Here is a 17,072-nt window from a genome sequence, read left to right on the forward strand (position 1 = left end):
AAACAACCAATTTGTTGTGAATTGATCAGCATCAAAATTAAGGATTAGATTCTTAAAAAACGATATTTTCTGAGGACTGTTATTTTTGAATTTTAAGGAGATAATTGAAGCGTATTTTTCTTCAAAATAAAGCTTCATTTCCCCTTTAATTCGCTTAGCTCAAACCCTATATTCAATATCTAAATTTTCAGGTAAGATTACTCACTCGTATATCAAATAATCAAGGAATGAGCGAAACTTCAGCAAAGAAACAAACCGGTGCGGAAAATATAAACTGGGATCTTTCCGATCTCTATTCGTCCAACAACGATCCTCAATTATCTAAAGACAAGAAGAAAGTACTTGAAGAAGCGCAAGCTTTTGCAGATAAATATCGCGGAAAGGTTTCCAAACTTGATGCGAAAGCTTTTAAGGAAATGCTGGATGAGTATGAAGGCATTTTAGATTTGTCCGGAAAGATTGGGTCGTTTGCATATTTGCAATGGTCTACTGACACAGGTAATACCGACTATGGAAAACTGGTTGCTGAAACAAATGAATTATCTTCGGAAATCAGCCAAAAGCTTGTTTTTTTAGATGTTGAATGGCTGAAAATATCAGAAAAGGATGCCCGAAAATTAATCGAAGATGAGCACCTCAAAAAATATAAGCATCATCTGGAGAGTTCGCGTCGATATAAAGACCATGTGCTGGAAGAAAAGCAGGAGCAAATCCTGTCAGCTAAATCAGTGACGGGACGGAGTGCCTGGGTTCGCTTTTTTGATGAGACTTTAGGGGCCGCTAAGTTTGAACTGGATGGAAAAGAACTGAGCGAGCAGGAAGTGTTGAGCAAACTCCATGAAAGCGACCGGGACTTAAGAATCAGGGCTCATGCCTCATTAACAAATAAATTCAGGGACTTAAGCCGACAACTTACTTTTGTTTTTAATACTCTGTTGGCGGATAAGTCTACCAATGATAAACTTCGTAAGTATGAAAGCTGGATAGATTCAAGAAATTTGGCAAATCAAACCGATCATAAAACGGTGAATGCCTTGATTGAATCAGTGACTTCCAAATATGACCTGGTTCAGCGTTATTATAAGTTAAAACGAGATTTGCTTGGACTGGATGAAATGATGGATTACGATCGCTATGCCCCCATACTGAAAAATGAGGCAACGATTGACTGGAAGTCGGCTGAGAAAATGGTACTGGATTCGTATTCAAATTTCCATCCTGAAATGGGGGTAATCACCAAAGAGTTTTTTGATAAGAATTGGATAGATGCTGCCATCAAGCCCGGTAAACGAGGAGGAGCTTATTCTGCAAGCACGGTTCCGTCGGTTCATCCATATGTATTTATGAACTTTGATGGTAAAATCCGTGACGTTCAAACACTGGCACATGAATTGGGGCATGGGGTGCACCAGTATCTTTCTCGGAAGCAAGGGGTACTCCAGTCATCTACTCCGTTAACTACTGCGGAAACGGCATCGGTTTTCGGTGAAATGCTCGTTTTCCAAAAGTTGATGAAGGAACTGGATGATCCTAAAGAAAAACTAGCTCTGCTAATTGGTAAGATTGATGACACCATTGCTACCGTGTTCCGTCAGATATCGATGAATCGTTTTGAGCATGCAATGCATACAGCCCGGCGCGAAGAAGGAGAGCTTACAGCAGAGCGGTTCTCGGAGTTATGGATGGAACAGCAGGAAGCTCTTTATGGAGATTCAGTAACTTTAACTGAAGAGTATGGTATTTGGTGGAGCTACATTCCTCACTTCTTGCATACCCCCGGTTATGTATATGCATATGCATTTGGAGAATTGCTGGTATTGGCTTTATATGAGGAATATATTCAACGTCCGGAGGGGTTTTCTGAACGTTATTTGGAATTACTGAGTGCAGGTGGCTCTGAGTGGCCGCAGGATTTAGTAGCAAAAATGGGGCTAGACATCACTCAACCTGATTTTTGGAATAAAGGCCTCGCATCTTTTGAGCGAATGGTAGAAGAAGCTGAAGAAATGGCGAAAAGTATCTAAGTTGCTGGCCGCAATTTGGTAATCATAAGTAACTATGGGTGAAAATCCATACACTCCAACAGTTTAATCCACTTATTAACTAACTACAGCTAATGTCTTTAGACCGACAAGAAAAGGCTTTACGGGAATTCAAACAAATCATTGAGGATTTGGTTCATCTGCTGCAAACTTCAACCAAAGTAGAGCTTTCCTATATGTGCTGGGTAAATCGGGCCCGAGAACAATTTGTATGGGAGACGAATAGCACCGGCTTGCCAAACGTAATGTTTCAGGATCGCGTAGCATTTGAAAATCATTTTTTAGATGAATTCAAAGACGCTGAGGAAGTCATTCAATTGGTTGTAGGAGAGGATGTTTCTAAAGCTAAGCTGATTCATTACTTTGATTTTGTACAGGCTAAAAACATTTTGATCATCCCCTTTATTAACAAAGGAGAAACGGTCGCACTTACGGTGCTTGAAAGTGAAAATGACATCGATCAAGAGGTGATTCAAGATCAGGTAATGTCATATAATAACGCCTTGGTCAGTGTGCTTGATACGTATCTGGAAGTGGTGGATTTACATGAAAATCAGCAGGAGTGGGAAGAATATGAGGCTTCAGTAAATCGATTGGATTATCGCCTGCACCGGGTCGAGATTTTTGATAAGATGCTGGAAGAAATGCAAAGATGCCTGCCTAATGGCGGCGCCATATTTTTAGCTCCCGGAATGGATTCATGGAATGTGGTGCTACGTGCAAAACAATCAAATCTTGCTCCAAATCTGGGCTTGCAACTCGAGGAAAAAAGCGTTGCATATGAAGCCCTTGAGAAAGGGGAGCCGGTTTTTACGATGCATTTTAACAATAACCCCCGGCGCATTACATCTGCTGAAAGAAGAACCGAAGGGGCTTCATTTGCCATTCCTATTCTGATTCATGACCGCCGGCAAGGAGTGGTAGTTTGTTACGATAATGATCCGTTGACGTTCAAAGAGTCGACAAAGCACAAACTTTCAAATTTGGCGCGTATTGCAGCGCTTAGTATTCAATCTTCAGTAAAAAAATCCGGAATGGTACATGAACTTTTAACACAGAACTTTGGGGCTTTTATGCCTGAGTTGTGGGAAGTTTCTTTAGAAAATGAACTTGCCAAGCTAAAAAAAGGCACAGGAACGGCAACATGGTTTGGCTTGGTAGCTCCGGATGATGTTTCCGGCCTTCGCACGAAATACAGGCTGGAAGACCTTCAGAGTATTCAAACGGATTTCGTGACAGCACTAAATCCATCCCGTTATGGAATACCGGGTTTCATTGGCTATAATTCAGATTATGTGTATTCATTTTTGATTCAAAGTGATGATGAAGAAGCAGTCTCTTTCTGGGTGGAAAAAATGAAATCGAAATTGGAATCGGGAATGGATCTTTCTATCGGCGGCACTATAAGAGCACAGTTTAAGGTAGGATACACCAGAATATCAGATCAATCTGTAAACGCATACCAGGTCAAAGAGAAGGCTAAAAAAGCTCTTTCAAAAGTGATGAATGATGATGAAGCAGAATTAGTGGAAGGGTAATGGGAAATGCTTACGTAATTGTAGTTGATGGATTAGGGGTCGGAGCTCAGGAAGATGCTGATCAGTATGGTGATGAGAGCATGAATACTCTTGGCCATGTATCTGAAGAAACAGGGGTTAAACTTCCAAATTTACAAAAAATGGGAATCGGTAATATCATACCACTTGCTTCGGTTCCTGAAAATGGACAGCCGTTGGCTGCTTTTGGAAAATTGAGGGAAGTATCGGCCGGAAAAGATTCTACTACCGGTCACTGGGAAATAGCCGGGATTCAGCTTGAAAAACCATTTCCAACTTATCCGAATGGATTTCCGAAAGATTTAATTGACGCCTTTTGTGAAGGGACAGGAGTCAAAAAGGTGTTATGTAATAAACCTTATTCAGGAACGGATGTGATACAGGATTATGGAGAAGAGCATATAAAAACCGGGTATCCCATTGTCTATACTTCGGCTGATAGTGTGTTTCAGGTTGCTTGCCATGAAGAGTTGGTATCAATCCAGAAATTATATGAATGGTGTGAGTTTGCCCGTCATAATGCAACTATAGGTGAACACGAAGTGGGGAGAGTAATAGCCCGCCCGTTTACCGGAACTCCTGGAAATTTTGAACGAATTTCTGAGAAACGTCACGATTATTCCTCTATTCCTCCCAAAAACAATCTCGTGCAAAAGCTATATGACTCGGGAATCAAGACATACTCAATTGGTAAAGTGAGTGATTTATTTGCCGAAAATGGGTTTACTCAATACAGGCCCACCAAAAGCAATGCAGAAGGAATTTCACAGTTATTGAGTTTGATGTCGGCCCAACTTGATAACAGTTTTGTATTTGTAAACCTCATTGATACTGATCAATTATTTGGGCATAGGTTAGATCCGGAAGGGTATGCCGGTAGCCTTGAAGAATTTGATCGTGCGATTCCCGCCATTGTTTCAAAAATACGAAAAGAAGATTTGCTCATAATTACCGGTGATCATGGCAATGATCCATGTTCTGCCAGCACCGATCATTCGCGTGAATTTGTACCGCTAATTGTATTTCCAAAAGCAGCAGCAAAAGCTGAAAACCTCGGAACAGGAGATACTTTTTCAAATATTGCTTGTAGTATCGCAGGTTTTTTTGGAATGGATCACGATTTTCCGGGAAAATCTTTTTTAGATTAGATTTTTCAAAGAATGCCTTTGAACCTTAAAAACATGCTTCTGCGTATTTAAAATTGAGTCAATAATTACGTATATTATCCAATTGTATAATTCATTAAGTCGCAGACGCAATATCTAAGCTTTTCACACGTGTTTTTAAAGCTTGAAGGACAATCATCTGCGCAATCGCGTACGCAAACATTCATTAAAAGGTATATACAGTGGCAAAAAGTTCTGGAATCTCTACTCGTGAGTCAGAGTCATTAGATCGCTATCTGCACGAAATTGGAAAAGAGAAACTTATTACCCCGGATGATGAGGTCCGGTTGGCCAAAGAAATTCAAAAGGGAAGTCAGAGAGCACTCGAAGATCTTACCAAAGCAAATCTTCGATTTGTAGTTTCTGTAGCAAAACAATATCAAAATCAGGGGCTTTCTCTTGGTGATTTGATTAACGAAGGAAATCTTGGTTTGATTAAAGCAGCAAAACGTTTTGATGAAACCCGTGGATTTAAATTTATTTCATATGCTGTTTGGTGGATTCGTCAGTCTATTTTACAGGCATTAGCCGAGCAAAGCCGTATAGTGCGTCTTCCGTTGAACCGTGTAGGAGCACTGAACAAAATTGGTAAAGAACTTTCCAAATTAGAGCAGGAATATGAACGAGTGCCATCTGCTCATGAGCTTGCGGAAAGCCTGGAGATGACCGTCGGTGAAGTAGCTGACACACTCAAAATTTCCGGACGTCACCTTTCAATGGATGCTCCATTTGCACAAGGTGAAGACAATCGCTTGCTGGATGTTCTGGAAAATGAAGAGATTCCTAATCCGGATTTCGATTTGATGGGAGAGTCTCTGAAAGTGGAAATTGAAAGAGCACTTTCAAAACTGACTACTCGCGAAGCAGAAGTCATTCGATTATATTTTGGTATTGGGCGCGAACACTCGCTTACCCTTGAAGAAATTGGAGAACGTTTTGATTTGACCCGTGAACGCGTGCGTCAGATTAAAGAAAAAGCACTCCGAAAATTGAGACATCATAACCGAAGTGCTGCATTAAGAGCCTATCTTGGTTAAAATGATTTTATAATACGTGAGATATAGCCCTTCACATGTTTTCATGTGGAGGGCTTTTTTACTTAAAGGCATTTCTACCCTACTAATCTATTCCACTTTACGTTACATTAGGGTAATGAAAAGACTTTTATTCATATCGTTGCTTTTTTTGGGTATCACTGAAACTGTGACGGCTCAAAGCTATCCATTTCGAACATTTTCTATTGAGCAGGGATTAAGCGAGTCAGTGGTCTATGATATAGTCCAGGATAATGAGGGATATATATGGCTGGGAACCGGTTTCGGGTTGAATCGTTTTGACGGTATACGTTTCGAAAATTATTTTGAAGAGCAGGGGCTTAACAGCAGTCGAATTCGTTCACTTTATAAAGATGCTGAGGGCAGAATTTGGATTGGCTCTGAAGCCGGAGTCAATTATATGGAATCGGACAGCATTTACTCCAGCCCGTATCACGAACCCCTGATTAATTCAACTGTGATTAGCATTTTTCAAGACCGAGTTGGAGATATGTGGTTTGGCACGGATGGGAACGGAGTATGGCATTATTCAAATGGTGAACTTGTAGCTCAGTACACAACTTCAAACGGAATGGGGAATGACCGAGTCCGTGCTATAGCGGAAAGTAAAGAAGGTGATTTATGGTTTGCAACCAGAGGAGGGGCAACTGTTCTGAGAGGCGGAAGTTTCAGGACGTATACGGTCAGTGACGGGCTTCCTGCCAATCGGATTCGTGATATAAAAGTAGATGATAAAGGAACCGTCTGGATTGGCAGCAGAAGCGGATTGGTTCGGTTTAATGGGCAAGGTTTTGAGATTTATAATACCTCAGACGGCTTAATAAATAATCTGATTCGCTCAATCACCATTACCAAAAACAATACAGTATGGATTGGTACAGAAGGCGGTGTAAGTTTTTTTAATGGAGAAAATTTTCAAAACTATACGGTAGCATCCGGGCTTTCCAATAACATTATATACTCTTCAATGATGGACCTGGAAGGTAATATGTGGTTTGGAACTTTCGGAGGGGGGGTGAACTTGTTTATCGGAGACTATTTTGCCAATTACAGTACCGCACAGGGCCTCCCAAATAACCTGGTTACCACGTTTACCGAAGACCGGAGAGGCCGAATCTGGATAGGTACCTATGGCGGGGGTATGAACTCAATTAATGATGGGAGATTTGATGATCTGGGGCTAAATGACAAGCTTCCTGATAATCAGATTTATAAGTTATTCACGGACTCTAGGCAACGTATATGGATAGGTATGAGAGAGGGATTAGCCATCCTGGAGGGAGAGGACTTATACGTTTTTAGTGACGATGTTTTTCCATTCAGGAAAGTAAGGGATATCATGGAGGCATCGGATGGAAGTTTTTGGATAAGTACTTATGATGATGGCATTATTCACTACCGGGAAGGGGAATTTGAGCAAATTACTTCGGATGAGGGATTGGCAAGTAATCGTGTCTTAAACTCAGCTGAAGGAGAAGATGGCTCCATTTGGATAGCTACATATGGCGGCATTACACGATATAAAGAAGGAGAGTTTCAAAGTTTTGCTATTCAGGAAGGCCTTCCAAATAATGCGGTCATGAATTTACTTATAGATGATGAAGGACAAATTTGGGCTTCAACTTTTGGAGGCATTGCCTGGTTTGACGGCCTTCGGTTTCAAAGTATTACAACTAGTGACGGTTTGCCCGATGATGTATGCTATTTTATTCACCAAAGTGAAGATGGATTATATTGGATTGGAACTACAAACGGTGTGGTAAGATTCAATGCTGAAGAATATTTTAATTTACCGGATCGTGATCGGACCCGGGCTTTTCAGGTTTTAAATAAGGAACAGGGTTTAGTTGCAAATGAGCTGAACCTGGGGGCAGTTTATGAAGATAGTAACGGTTATTTATGGTTTGGCACGGTAGAAGGTTTCAGCCGTTTTAACCCGGATTCCTATGAAGGGAATCCTGTTCCTCCTAAAGTTCATATTGTAGGGGTGAATGCATCGGGAAGAGAATATCAGGTGGGAAAACGTTTTACACTTTCTCATGATGAGAATTACCTCGAAATACACTATGCTGGAATTAACTTTACTGCCCCAAATCAGATTCTGTATGAATATAAGTTGAGCGGTATTGACCCGGACTGGCAACAAACAACTTCTCGTTCGGTTAAATACCCGTCGTTGCCTCCTGGTGAGTATAAATTTCTGGTTCATGCCCGAAATATTAATGGAGCCTGGAGCACCGAATTGGAAGAGATAAGATTCAGTATTATGGCTCCTTTTTGGATGCAGTGGTGGTTTTGGATGTTAGTTCCGGCAGTGGTGATTGGGATCATATATCTTTTTTATAATTACTATCGTGCCCGAAAAATAATAGATATTGAACGCATGAGAGTACGTATTGCCAGTGATTTACATGATGATGTGGGGGCAAGCCTCACTGAAATAGCTCTTCAATCAGATTTCCTGCAAGCAGGAGATGCAGACAAAGAATTTAAGAAGTCATTGCAGCAAATTGGCCAGCAGTGCCGAAAAATTGTATCTAGCCTGGATGATATCGTTTGGTCGATCGATGCCCGCAACGATACCTTAGGTGATTTAACAGACCGCATGCAGGATTATATCCTTAATACACTTGAATCGAAAAATATGACGGTAAACTATAATTTCGATAATCTGAATATGGATAATAAATTACCGGTATCTGTAAAAGAAAATGTATATCTGATTTTTAAAGAAGCCGTGAATAACATAGCAAAATATTCGAATGGAGACCGCGTAGACATCAGAATGGAAAACCATAATGGATATTTTGAATTCAATATCAGTGATAATGGAACTACCGGCAAAGGAACGAAAAAAACAGGTCATGGATTGCGTAACATGGACATGCGAGCGAAGCGTATTGGCGCAGATTTTAACATTGAAAGTACGGATGGGTTTTCCATAAAAGTGAAAGGGAAACTAAATGCTAACTAAGGAAAAGAGACAATGGCAGTTATAGGAATAGTTGAGGACAATAAAAAAATCAGAGATTTAATACAGCGTTATTTGGACATGCAGAAAGATATGGAATGTCCGGTTGCTGTAGATTCAGTGGAGGAAATGCTGGAACATCTTGAAGAGCATCAAAAACCAAATGTGATACTGATGGATATTCAACTTCCGGGAATGTCCGGCATAAAGGGAATGGAAATTATTAAGTCAAAATACCCTGAAATAGAAATTATTATGCTTACGGTATATCACGACTCGCATAAAATATTTGATTCTCTTAAAGCGGGTGCCTCCGGTTATCTATTAAAACATACTTCACTCCCTGAAATTAAAGAGTCAATTGAAAATTTACTGAAAGGCGGGGCCCCAATGTCTCCTCAAATAGCCCGGAAAGTGATTTCACATTTCAATGAAGAAGCTCCCAAAAAGAATGAAGACAGTATGCTCACAAACAGAGAGCAGGATATTGTAAATGGTTTGGTGGATGGGCTCAGTTATAAACTAATAGCCGATCGTTATGATATTTCCATTGACACGGTTAGAGCACATATAAGGAATATTTATAAGAAACTTCATGTTAACTCTAAAGCAGAAGTAATTGCAAAGTCTTTGCGGGGAGAAATATGAAGCTAACATTAACATGTGATAAAATGTGAGTAGCAAATGACTCATATTCATGGTGTAAACTGAAATGAAGTCCTGAAAAAGGTATTTGTCATGAAAAGTTCAAAAGTCATCAACCGGTTTCTCTTACTAATTGTACCCTTCTTATTCACAGGTTGCTATACCCAGTTTCAAACCTATGACAGGTTTCCTATAACCGATCGTTATGATGGCTATTCTGCCTGGGATGGATTTGAAGAAGGGCGGGATGCGCAGGCACCACGTTCTAATTACAATAATGAACAGGATGAATACCTTGAAGATGAATATGCCCTCGAAGAAGCTGGTATTTATTATAAAGATTATGAAACCGAACAATGGTATAAAGATCATTATGCTGATCGTTATTACTGGAAAGGGTATGATGACGGATTTGATGATGGATATTATAAAGGATACCGAAATGGCATAAATGACAGCTACGTTTACGGCTATACTCCATGGTATCATGACAGCTGGTGGTATAGACATCACCGCTATGTTCATAGAAGTAATGTATGGTTTGGATATGCAGGTTTTGGTTTTCATTACAGCAGTCCGTTTTATGCTTATCACTCACCTTACTGGTATGCTTATCATCCTTCTTATTACAATTATGGATATTACTATTATCCTTTCTACGACAGTTGGGGGTATTATGGCAGACACTCTTATTATTCAAATGTTTACGTCTATAATAATTACCACCGGGAAAAAAAGTATAGGAGAAGTGCAGACTTATACCGAAAAGGTCCCAGAAGCAGTGGCCTGGTAAACAGAAGTGATACAAGAACACGTTCCGGCCTGAAAAGTAATAACTCGGGAATACGGTCTCGAGGTACTACCGGTACGGGTATGACAAGAAGTCGTGGTACTACTAACAGTGGGTCCCGAGTACGAGGATCCGGAAGGTCAGTGGGTAAAAGTTCTTCAGGTTCTGTAGGACGTAGCTCTACTCGTTCTCGAGGTTCTTCTTCAGTTGGAAAGGGCCGAACAAATTCCGGTGGCAGTAAAAGCAGGGGCAGCGGATCATCGGTAGGAAAAAAACGCTCGTCAAGCGGTAATAATGGTACAGCACGTACCCGTGGCTCTGGCTCAAATCTGAGTAGCTCAAGAACAAATTTTTCCCCGAATATATATAAGAACACATATTCTATACCGACCCGTAAGGTTAACGTGAAAAGTAAAATCGAGAGTAAACGCAAAGTTAGTAGAAGTGATTTATTTTCTCCCACTAACAATAGAAGTTCAATATTTGACAGACGTTCAAGTATTAAGTCTCATTCACGCTCTACAAGCCGGGTAAAAAGCAGTTCTTCTTCTCGATCTCGAGTATCCAGAGCTAAATCTTCTTCAGGGACAAAGAGCCGAGGTTCTTCAAGTTCCAGTTCCGGCAAAAAAAGAAGCCGGGGAAATAACTAAAAGTCCGGCCCAACCCTAACAATTTATTTGGTGATACAATGATGAAGAGGACTGTATTATTTCTCTTAGCACCCTTTCTGCTAACTTCAGGAGCTGTTTTAGCCCAAGATGGCAATAACCCGGTTAACTATTCGAATCTTGCTTTACAGTTTAGCGAACAAAGCTTTAACGGTGATGCCGGAACCGGTTTGTTTCCGTCCGTTGCCTCAGCTCACGGTTATGGCAGTTTTGTTGATAATCCGGCAACCGTCGGATTGATTGAAAAAAATTATTTTAGCTTTAGTTTAGCAAATAATCGATATGAATTTGAAAATTCGTATTTAGGTAACACCCTGTCTTCAGAAGATAATTCAACAAGCTTGGGGAATATTGGTTTTGTCTATAAGCTGCCTACTAAACAAGGGAGTTTTGTGATAGGGGGAGGGTACAACAGTACATCAAATCAAAAAGGTTTAGCCCATCTGAGTGCCAGGAATAATGAAAGTACCATTACGGATCAGTTTAAAGATCCTGCAAGTGATTACTATGATATCGCTTTTAATGCCTACGCTATTGATTGGGGAGATGTAGATTCAACATATCTCGAATCTATCTTCCGGATTGGACTGCCAAATTTCCCCGGGATTACTCAGGAGGCTGATATCTCATATAAAATAAATATGGGAGAATACTCAGCCTTTTTCGGTACCGAATTTCAAGAGAATTTATTTTTAGGGATTTCTGCCGGATTAACAACTGGGAATTATACGTATCGGCGAGATTTTCTGGAAGTGGATGATCAAAATGATTACAACTATAACTTCATCCCATCTGATACCCCGGGTGACAGTACCGATATTGATAACATTTTAACTCATGATGAGATTGATGCAGATATATTTGGATTCACTGTACGAACGGGTTTGTTATATAAAGTAAGCCAAAACTTCAATGTTGGCTTGAGCTATCAAATACCGTCTACATTAGTTGTAAGAGAAGGATATTATTCTTCAATAAAGACGGAACTTGACGACGGATCTACTCCTTTTGAATCAGACTTTGCCAGCGAGGTAGATTATGAATATCGCATCAACAAGCCGGGTCAATTAAATGTAGGTATTGCCCTAATTGATATCGGTGGCTTCGATCTTTCTGTTTCAGGAGAGTTCATTAACTATTCAAACTTAAGCCTTGATTTGATTAAGGGTAATGATCTCAATTTTAATGACGAGGTAGAAATAAGAGACCAAGAGGAAGAACTTGACAGTTTCATGAAAGAAAATTATAACTCCGTGGTTAACTATAAGGCAGGCTTAGGCTATCAGATTACAGGCCTAATAAAATTAAAAGCAGGTTACGCCTTTTTTGAAGGGAAAAGTGAAGTATATGAAGCAGACCGCAATGTATTTTCAGGGGGTCTTACAGCAAATATTACCAAAAATATTGTTTTAGACTTAACCGGACAATATTCATTTTGGGACGATCGCTCGGTAGCATATAGCTATTATGATTTCGACACAGGTCAGAATCGTGCAGAAACTATTTCCCATGATATAACAAATACCAGGATTTTAGCAGGTGTAAGGTTTCTTTTTTAAATGATTTTATTCCCGTTAAAGATCAAATAACACTCCGTAGTTAGTATAAAAAAGGCCCCGTGATTGAGGCTTTTTTTATACCTGTCAAAGCCATTTCTTTTTCCTGAAATAGACAACCATGCCTAAAGTTGTTAAAATCATTACTCCCCAAACTGCCGGATATGCCCAGTCCCAGTGAAGTTCAGGCATCTTTTCAAAATTCATTCCATAGACCCCGGCAATAAAAGTAAGCGGGATGAAAATGGTGGCGATAATAGTAAGTACTTTCATGACTTCATTCATCCTGTTACTTACTTGCGACATGTGCATGTCTAACATACCTATTATCATATCCCGGTAGTTTTCAATTCCGTCATTTATTTGAACCAAATGATCATAGACATCCCGGTAGTAGATTTTATTATCATCTTGAATAAGATGAGACTCATCGCGGATTAAAGAATTGAGGCTATCTCTTAAAGGCCAAACCGATTTCCTGAAATAAATAAGTTTTCGGCGAAGGGCATGAATTTGTTCAGGAATGGATTCATCAAAATCTTCCAGAATCTTATCTTCAAGAGCCTCTATTTCATCCCCAAAGTGCTCTAAGACTTTAAAGTAATAATCTACAATAGTATCAATCAGGGCGTATGCAAGGTAATCGGGTCCATGACTTCGAAGCATTGGTGCACCGTTCCGAAGCCGATGCAGAACCGGTTCAAAAATAGGGTAATCACTTTCCTGGAATGACAACACAGAATTTTTGGATAATACAATGCTAACTTGTTCAACATTAAGTTGCCCGGTAGCTTCATTAACCACCATCATACGCAATACAAAAAACATGTGGTTGGGATACTCTTCAATTTTAGCACGCTGATTGGTACTGATGATATCCTCTTGAATGAGTGGGTGAAGCTCAAAGTAATTCCATATTTCTTTTAATTTGTTAACATTGTGCAAGCCGGATACATTTATCCATGTTTTTGAAGGAGAATCCAGGTAAGGTTTACTGGCATCTATGTGAGTAAGGTCATGTTCACTTATTTGCTCACTGTCGTAATCATATAAATTGACATTGACCTGATCCACCCGCTGATCGCCGGTAAAATGAAGTGTACCGGGAGCTTCACCCGGCTTTTTGGATCGCTTTTTATGTTGCAGGAAGGAGGGACGCGGAATTTTCTTAGTAATTTTTTTCATGGATAAAATCGGTATGATTTTTAACTCCTGTTAGGATCGTAATACTTTTTGACAAATAGAAATAAAAAAGGCCCGCATAATAAATATGCAGGCCGTAAAGTATCAATGTATCTAAATTATTTAATCAGTTTCCAATACGACCTTCTTCTGCTGCTTTCTTTAACTCTTCGTTAGCCCAAATGGCAATTTCAACACGTCGGTTTTGCTGCCTTCCCGCTTCTGTATCATTTGTAGCTATAGGCTGATTTTCACCATATCCTACAATGGTCATTCGCTCAGCATCTACTCCTGTAAATGCTGCGTATTCAGCTACTGATTTTGCTCTGTTCTCAGAAAGTTCCTGGTTATACTCCTCTGTACCACGGCTGTCGGTATGTCCACCAAACATAATATTGGTGTCTTCATATTTTTTAAGAACTTCGGCAAGGTTAGCTATATCCTCTTTTGAGGCATCTTTTAAGGCATATGACTCAGTATCAAAAAGGATACCGGAATCAAAAGTAATTTTGATACCTTCACCAACACGCTCAACCGTAGCATTCTCAAGGTCTTCTTCCAGCTCCCGGGCCTGACGATCCATGTAATTACCTATGGCTGCGCCGGTAGCTCCCCCGACGGCTGCCCCAACAATAGCTCCGGTTACAGTGTTACCGGCGGCTTTTCCAATAATGGATCCTGCTAATGCTCCGGCACCTGCACCAATTGTTGTTCCCTTAGCCGTTTTGCTCCAGTTTTGACAAGCTGTGAAGGGTAATAATAAAACTATTGCTGTAACTAAAATTTTTGAACTTAGGGGTTTCATATGGTTGAATTATATTTGTTGTTTATTCTTTTACACATACAATGTAACGTATTGTTCCTTCTAATAATTCTATTCGAAAATTTAGGCCACTTCAGCTCTTAATACTTCTAAAGGTGGTTTGTTGTGTACACCTCGGGTATTCAGGAGTCCAATAATGAGCACCAAAACGGTAAGTATTAATATTTCCATACCAATGATGAAGAAATTGGGCACGAATGAGATATCAAAGTAAAATTGTCCGATAAGAGTGCTGGCTCCTAAAGAAAGGATAAGCCCGGTGATGGAAGCCATCACTCCAAGCAGTACGTATTCTATTACCTGAATTTTAATAACCTGTTTTTTAGCGGCTCCGAGTGTCCGTAACAGAACAGCTTCCCTGATGCGTTGATAGCGACTGGTGGCGGCAGAACCTGCTAATACAATTAAACCGGTTATAATGCTGAAAAGGCCGATAAACTGAATTACAAATGTTATTTTATCTAAAAATGATCGTACTGTTTCCAGAACCTGACCGATATCAATGGCGGAAACATTCGGATAGCTTTGAACCAGTTCTTGCTGAAGCAGCAGAGATGCTTCTCTGCTTTGCGTGTTGATAGTGGTTGCAAAAAATTGTGGTGCGTTTTCGAGTACTCCGTCTGGAAATACTACAAAAAAGTTAGGTTGGGGCTGGTCCCACTCTACCGTACGCGTGCTTGCTATATAGGTATCAATTGGAATTCCCTGTACATCCCATGTAAGTGTATCCCCAAGCGAAACATCCAAATCTTCCATTTGATCTTGTTCTACAGAAATAGGAACAGGAGTATTCATATCGCTTGCGCTGCCTATCCATTCGCCTGATTCCAGGGTTTCTGTGGCAAGCAAAGAGTCTCTATAAGTAGAACGGTATTCACGATTCAGTGCCCAGCCCCGCGCATTCCTTGTGGTATCTCTATCCACTTGTTGTGTATTTTGACCGTTTATTTTCTGCAAACGCATCGTTACGATGGGTACATTTTGTAATATCTGATGACCATTAGAACGAATGATTTCATTTACGCCTTCATTTTGATCGTACTGAATATCATAAAGCGCCAGATTAGGCAAATCCTGTTGGTCGCCAAAGTCAATTTGATCCAGGAGCATATCCTGGATAAGGTAAAGCGAGCTGATCATTGTTACTCCCAGTCCAAAAGTAAGCAGCAAGGTTGTAGTTTGATTGTTTGGCCGATATAAATTTGCCAGTCCTTGGCGCCATTCATAGGTAAAACCGGCACGTAGAAATTTGCGGGATCCTTTCATAATCAGTTTTGCAAAACCGGACAAAAGGACAAGGCAGGCAACCAATCCAAGTGTGAAATAAAGGGCAGGAAGGAATTCACCTATCATTAGCCATGCATATGAAGTCACAAAAACCAGAAGTATGGCAGATAGGGTTATTTTAGTGCCTGAGGTCAGAAGATGAGCTAAATTAATATCTACAGTTCGCAGGGAATAAAGCGGTGAAATTTTTCGTACGGCAAGGAGTGGAAACAGCGCAAAGAGAACCGAAATCACCAGGCCGGTTCCAATACCGATGGCAATAGACGCCCAGGAAATATAGAGATCAATGGCAACGGGGAGAAAATCTTGAACCAAGACCGGCAGATACAGCTGAATTCCGGAACCCAGCACGGCTCCAATTACAGAGCCTGTTAAACCCATAGCTGCTGCCTGGATAAGATAAATCAGTAAAGCCTGATTTGATGACACTCCTACACAACGAAGCACAGCAACGGTATTTATTTTCTGGCGGATATATACGAAAATGGAACTGGCGACTCCTATTCCGCCCAAAAGCAGTGCAATAAAACCAATGAGGTTGAGGAAATTGGATAGGTATAAAATGGCCTCGCCTACTTCTTCTTCACGTTCACGAACAGTGTCAAAGCCGAAACGAATACTTTGGTCATCACGTAGTTTATCCAATCGATCCTCGATGGCATCCATATCGGTGCCATCTGGGAATTTATGCCAGGATACATATTCCAACCGGCTTCCGCGCTGAAGAAGACCTGTTTCTTCTACATTTTCTTTTGGGATGAAAATCCTGGGGCCAAAAAAACTGGCAGCCACCGGTTGTCCGGGGATCTCAATGATGGCTCCCTCAATTTTATAAGTGATTAAGCCAATTTTCACAGAATCACCCGGCTGAATGTCAAAAAGTCGCATTACGGGTTCATCCACCAAAGCGGAACCGTTTTCCTGAAAATTTTGGGCAGCCGATGCAGGTTCAGTAATCAAATCACCGTAAAACGGAAAACGGCCTTCTATTGCTGAAATTTGAGAAAGACGTGTAGTTCCGGATTTGGGAAAGAAGGCCATGGAATTAAATTCCAAAGCGGTAGAAACTTCCCCTCCAAGAGAATCCAATAATTCCTGAAGTTCAGGCTGAAAAGGGGCATTACGATCTACCTCCAGGTCAGCACCAAGCAGTTCTTTGGCTTGACTTTCGATACTGGTATTCAGATTAGCCCGGAAAGAAGTAATGGCAACCTGTGCTGCTACCCCGACAATAATGGCAGCCATAAACAGGAACAGCTTGGAACGGTTTGAGCGCGAATCGCGCCAAGCCATTTTAAATGTCCAGAGCAATGATTTTTTTTGTTTCATAT

The 17,072-nt window shown here is 40.5% G+C and carries 11 protein-coding genes; 8 read left to right on the forward strand and 3 right to left on the reverse strand.

Features of this window, described 5'->3' with window-relative positions:
* The first annotated feature begins 227 nt into the window (after window positions 1-227).
* The 8 genes from HUJ22_RS01225 (at window position 228) to HUJ22_RS01260 (ending at window position 12,452) form a co-directional block, all read left to right on the forward strand.
* Entirely contained in the window at window positions 228-2,024 is a 1,797-nt protein-coding gene (locus HUJ22_RS01225; RefSeq protein WP_290872537.1) for a M3 family oligoendopeptidase, read from the forward strand.
* A gap of 92 nt (window positions 2,025-2,116) precedes the next feature.
* A complete protein-coding gene (locus tag HUJ22_RS01230; protein WP_290872540.1) occupies window positions 2,117-3,580 on the forward strand; it encodes a GAF domain-containing protein in 1,464 nt (487 codons plus the stop codon).
* The gene (locus HUJ22_RS01235; protein ID WP_290872542.1) at window positions 3,580-4,746 is read left to right on the forward strand and encodes a phosphopentomutase; all 1,167 of its coding nucleotides are present in this window, start codon (window positions 3,580-3,582) and stop codon (window positions 4,744-4,746) included. Before HUJ22_RS01230 ends, HUJ22_RS01235 begins: the two co-directional genes overlap by 1 nt.
* A 200-nt stretch (window positions 4,747-4,946) precedes the next feature.
* On the forward strand, window positions 4,947-5,801 hold the full coding sequence (locus HUJ22_RS01240) for an RNA polymerase sigma factor RpoD/SigA (RefSeq protein WP_255132498.1): 855 nt from the start codon (window positions 4,947-4,949) through the stop codon (window positions 5,799-5,801).
* A 115-nt stretch (window positions 5,802-5,916) separates the two neighbouring features.
* Window positions 5,917-8,793, forward strand: coding sequence for a sensor histidine kinase (locus tag HUJ22_RS01245; RefSeq protein WP_290872547.1), 2,877 nt, complete (start codon window positions 5,917-5,919; stop codon window positions 8,791-8,793).
* A 12-nt stretch (window positions 8,794-8,805) separates the two neighbouring features.
* A complete protein-coding gene (locus tag HUJ22_RS01250; RefSeq protein WP_290872550.1) occupies window positions 8,806-9,438 on the forward strand; it encodes a response regulator transcription factor in 633 nt (210 codons plus the stop codon).
* 90 nt (window positions 9,439-9,528) lie between these two features.
* Window positions 9,529-10,875, forward strand: coding sequence for a hypothetical protein (locus tag HUJ22_RS01255; protein WP_290872553.1), 1,347 nt, complete (start codon window positions 9,529-9,531; stop codon window positions 10,873-10,875).
* A gap of 38 nt (window positions 10,876-10,913) precedes the next feature.
* On the forward strand, window positions 10,914-12,452 hold the full coding sequence (locus HUJ22_RS01260) for an outer membrane protein transport protein (RefSeq protein ID WP_290872554.1): 1,539 nt from the start codon (window positions 10,914-10,916) through the stop codon (window positions 12,450-12,452).
* Window positions 12,453-12,536: 84 nt separating this feature from the next.
* Here the strand turns inward: HUJ22_RS01260 and corA are convergent, their stop codons facing one another.
* From corA to HUJ22_RS01275, 3 genes are all read right to left on the reverse strand, one after another.
* Window positions 12,537-13,634 (reverse strand): magnesium/cobalt transporter CorA, encoded by a 1,098-nt coding sequence (gene corA / locus HUJ22_RS01265; protein WP_290872557.1) that lies wholly within the window; start codon window positions 13,632-13,634, stop codon window positions 12,537-12,539.
* A 124-nt stretch (window positions 13,635-13,758) separates the two neighbouring features.
* The gene (locus HUJ22_RS01270) at window positions 13,759-14,436 is read right to left on the reverse strand and encodes an OmpA family protein (RefSeq protein WP_290872560.1); all 678 of its coding nucleotides are present in this window, start codon (window positions 14,434-14,436) and stop codon (window positions 13,759-13,761) included.
* Window positions 14,437-14,517: 81 nt separating this feature from the next.
* On the reverse strand, window positions 14,518-17,070 hold the full coding sequence (locus HUJ22_RS01275) for an FtsX-like permease family protein (protein ID WP_290872564.1): 2,553 nt from the start codon (window positions 17,068-17,070) through the stop codon (window positions 14,518-14,520).
* Window positions 17,071-17,072 lie beyond the last annotated feature (2 nt).

This window comes from Gracilimonas sp. (assembly GCF_014762685.1).
Lineage (GTDB): Bacteria > Bacteroidota > Rhodothermia > Balneolales > Balneolaceae > Gracilimonas.

Bases quoted from the DNA above. Each gene is read 5' to 3' on its own strand.
- HUJ22_RS01225 (WP_290872537.1), top strand. From the start codon at position 228: ATGAGCGAAACTTCAGCAAAGAAACAAACCGGTGCGGAAAATATAAAC.
- HUJ22_RS01230 (WP_290872540.1), top strand. From the start codon at position 2,117: ATGTCTTTAGACCGACAAGAAAAGGCTTTACGGGAATTCAAACAAATC.
- HUJ22_RS01235 (WP_290872542.1), top strand. From the start codon at position 3,580: ATGGGAAATGCTTACGTAATTGTAGTTGATGGATTAGGGGTCGGAGCT.
- HUJ22_RS01245 (WP_290872547.1), top strand. From the start codon at position 5,917: ATGAAAAGACTTTTATTCATATCGTTGCTTTTTTTGGGTATCACTGAA.
- HUJ22_RS01250 (WP_290872550.1), top strand. From the start codon at position 8,806: ATGGCAGTTATAGGAATAGTTGAGGACAATAAAAAAATCAGAGATTTA.
- HUJ22_RS01255 (WP_290872553.1), top strand. From the start codon at position 9,529: ATGAAAAGTTCAAAAGTCATCAACCGGTTTCTCTTACTAATTGTACCC.
- HUJ22_RS01260 (WP_290872554.1), top strand. From the start codon at position 10,914: ATGATGAAGAGGACTGTATTATTTCTCTTAGCACCCTTTCTGCTAACT.
- corA (WP_290872557.1), bottom strand. From the start codon at position 13,634: ATGAAAAAAATTACTAAGAAAATTCCGCGTCCCTCCTTCCTGCAACAT.
- HUJ22_RS01270 (WP_290872560.1), bottom strand. From the start codon at position 14,436: ATGAAACCCCTAAGTTCAAAAATTTTAGTTACAGCAATAGTTTTATTA.
- HUJ22_RS01275 (WP_290872564.1), bottom strand. From the start codon at position 17,070: ATGAAACAAAAAAAATCATTGCTCTGGACATTTAAAATGGCTTGGCGC.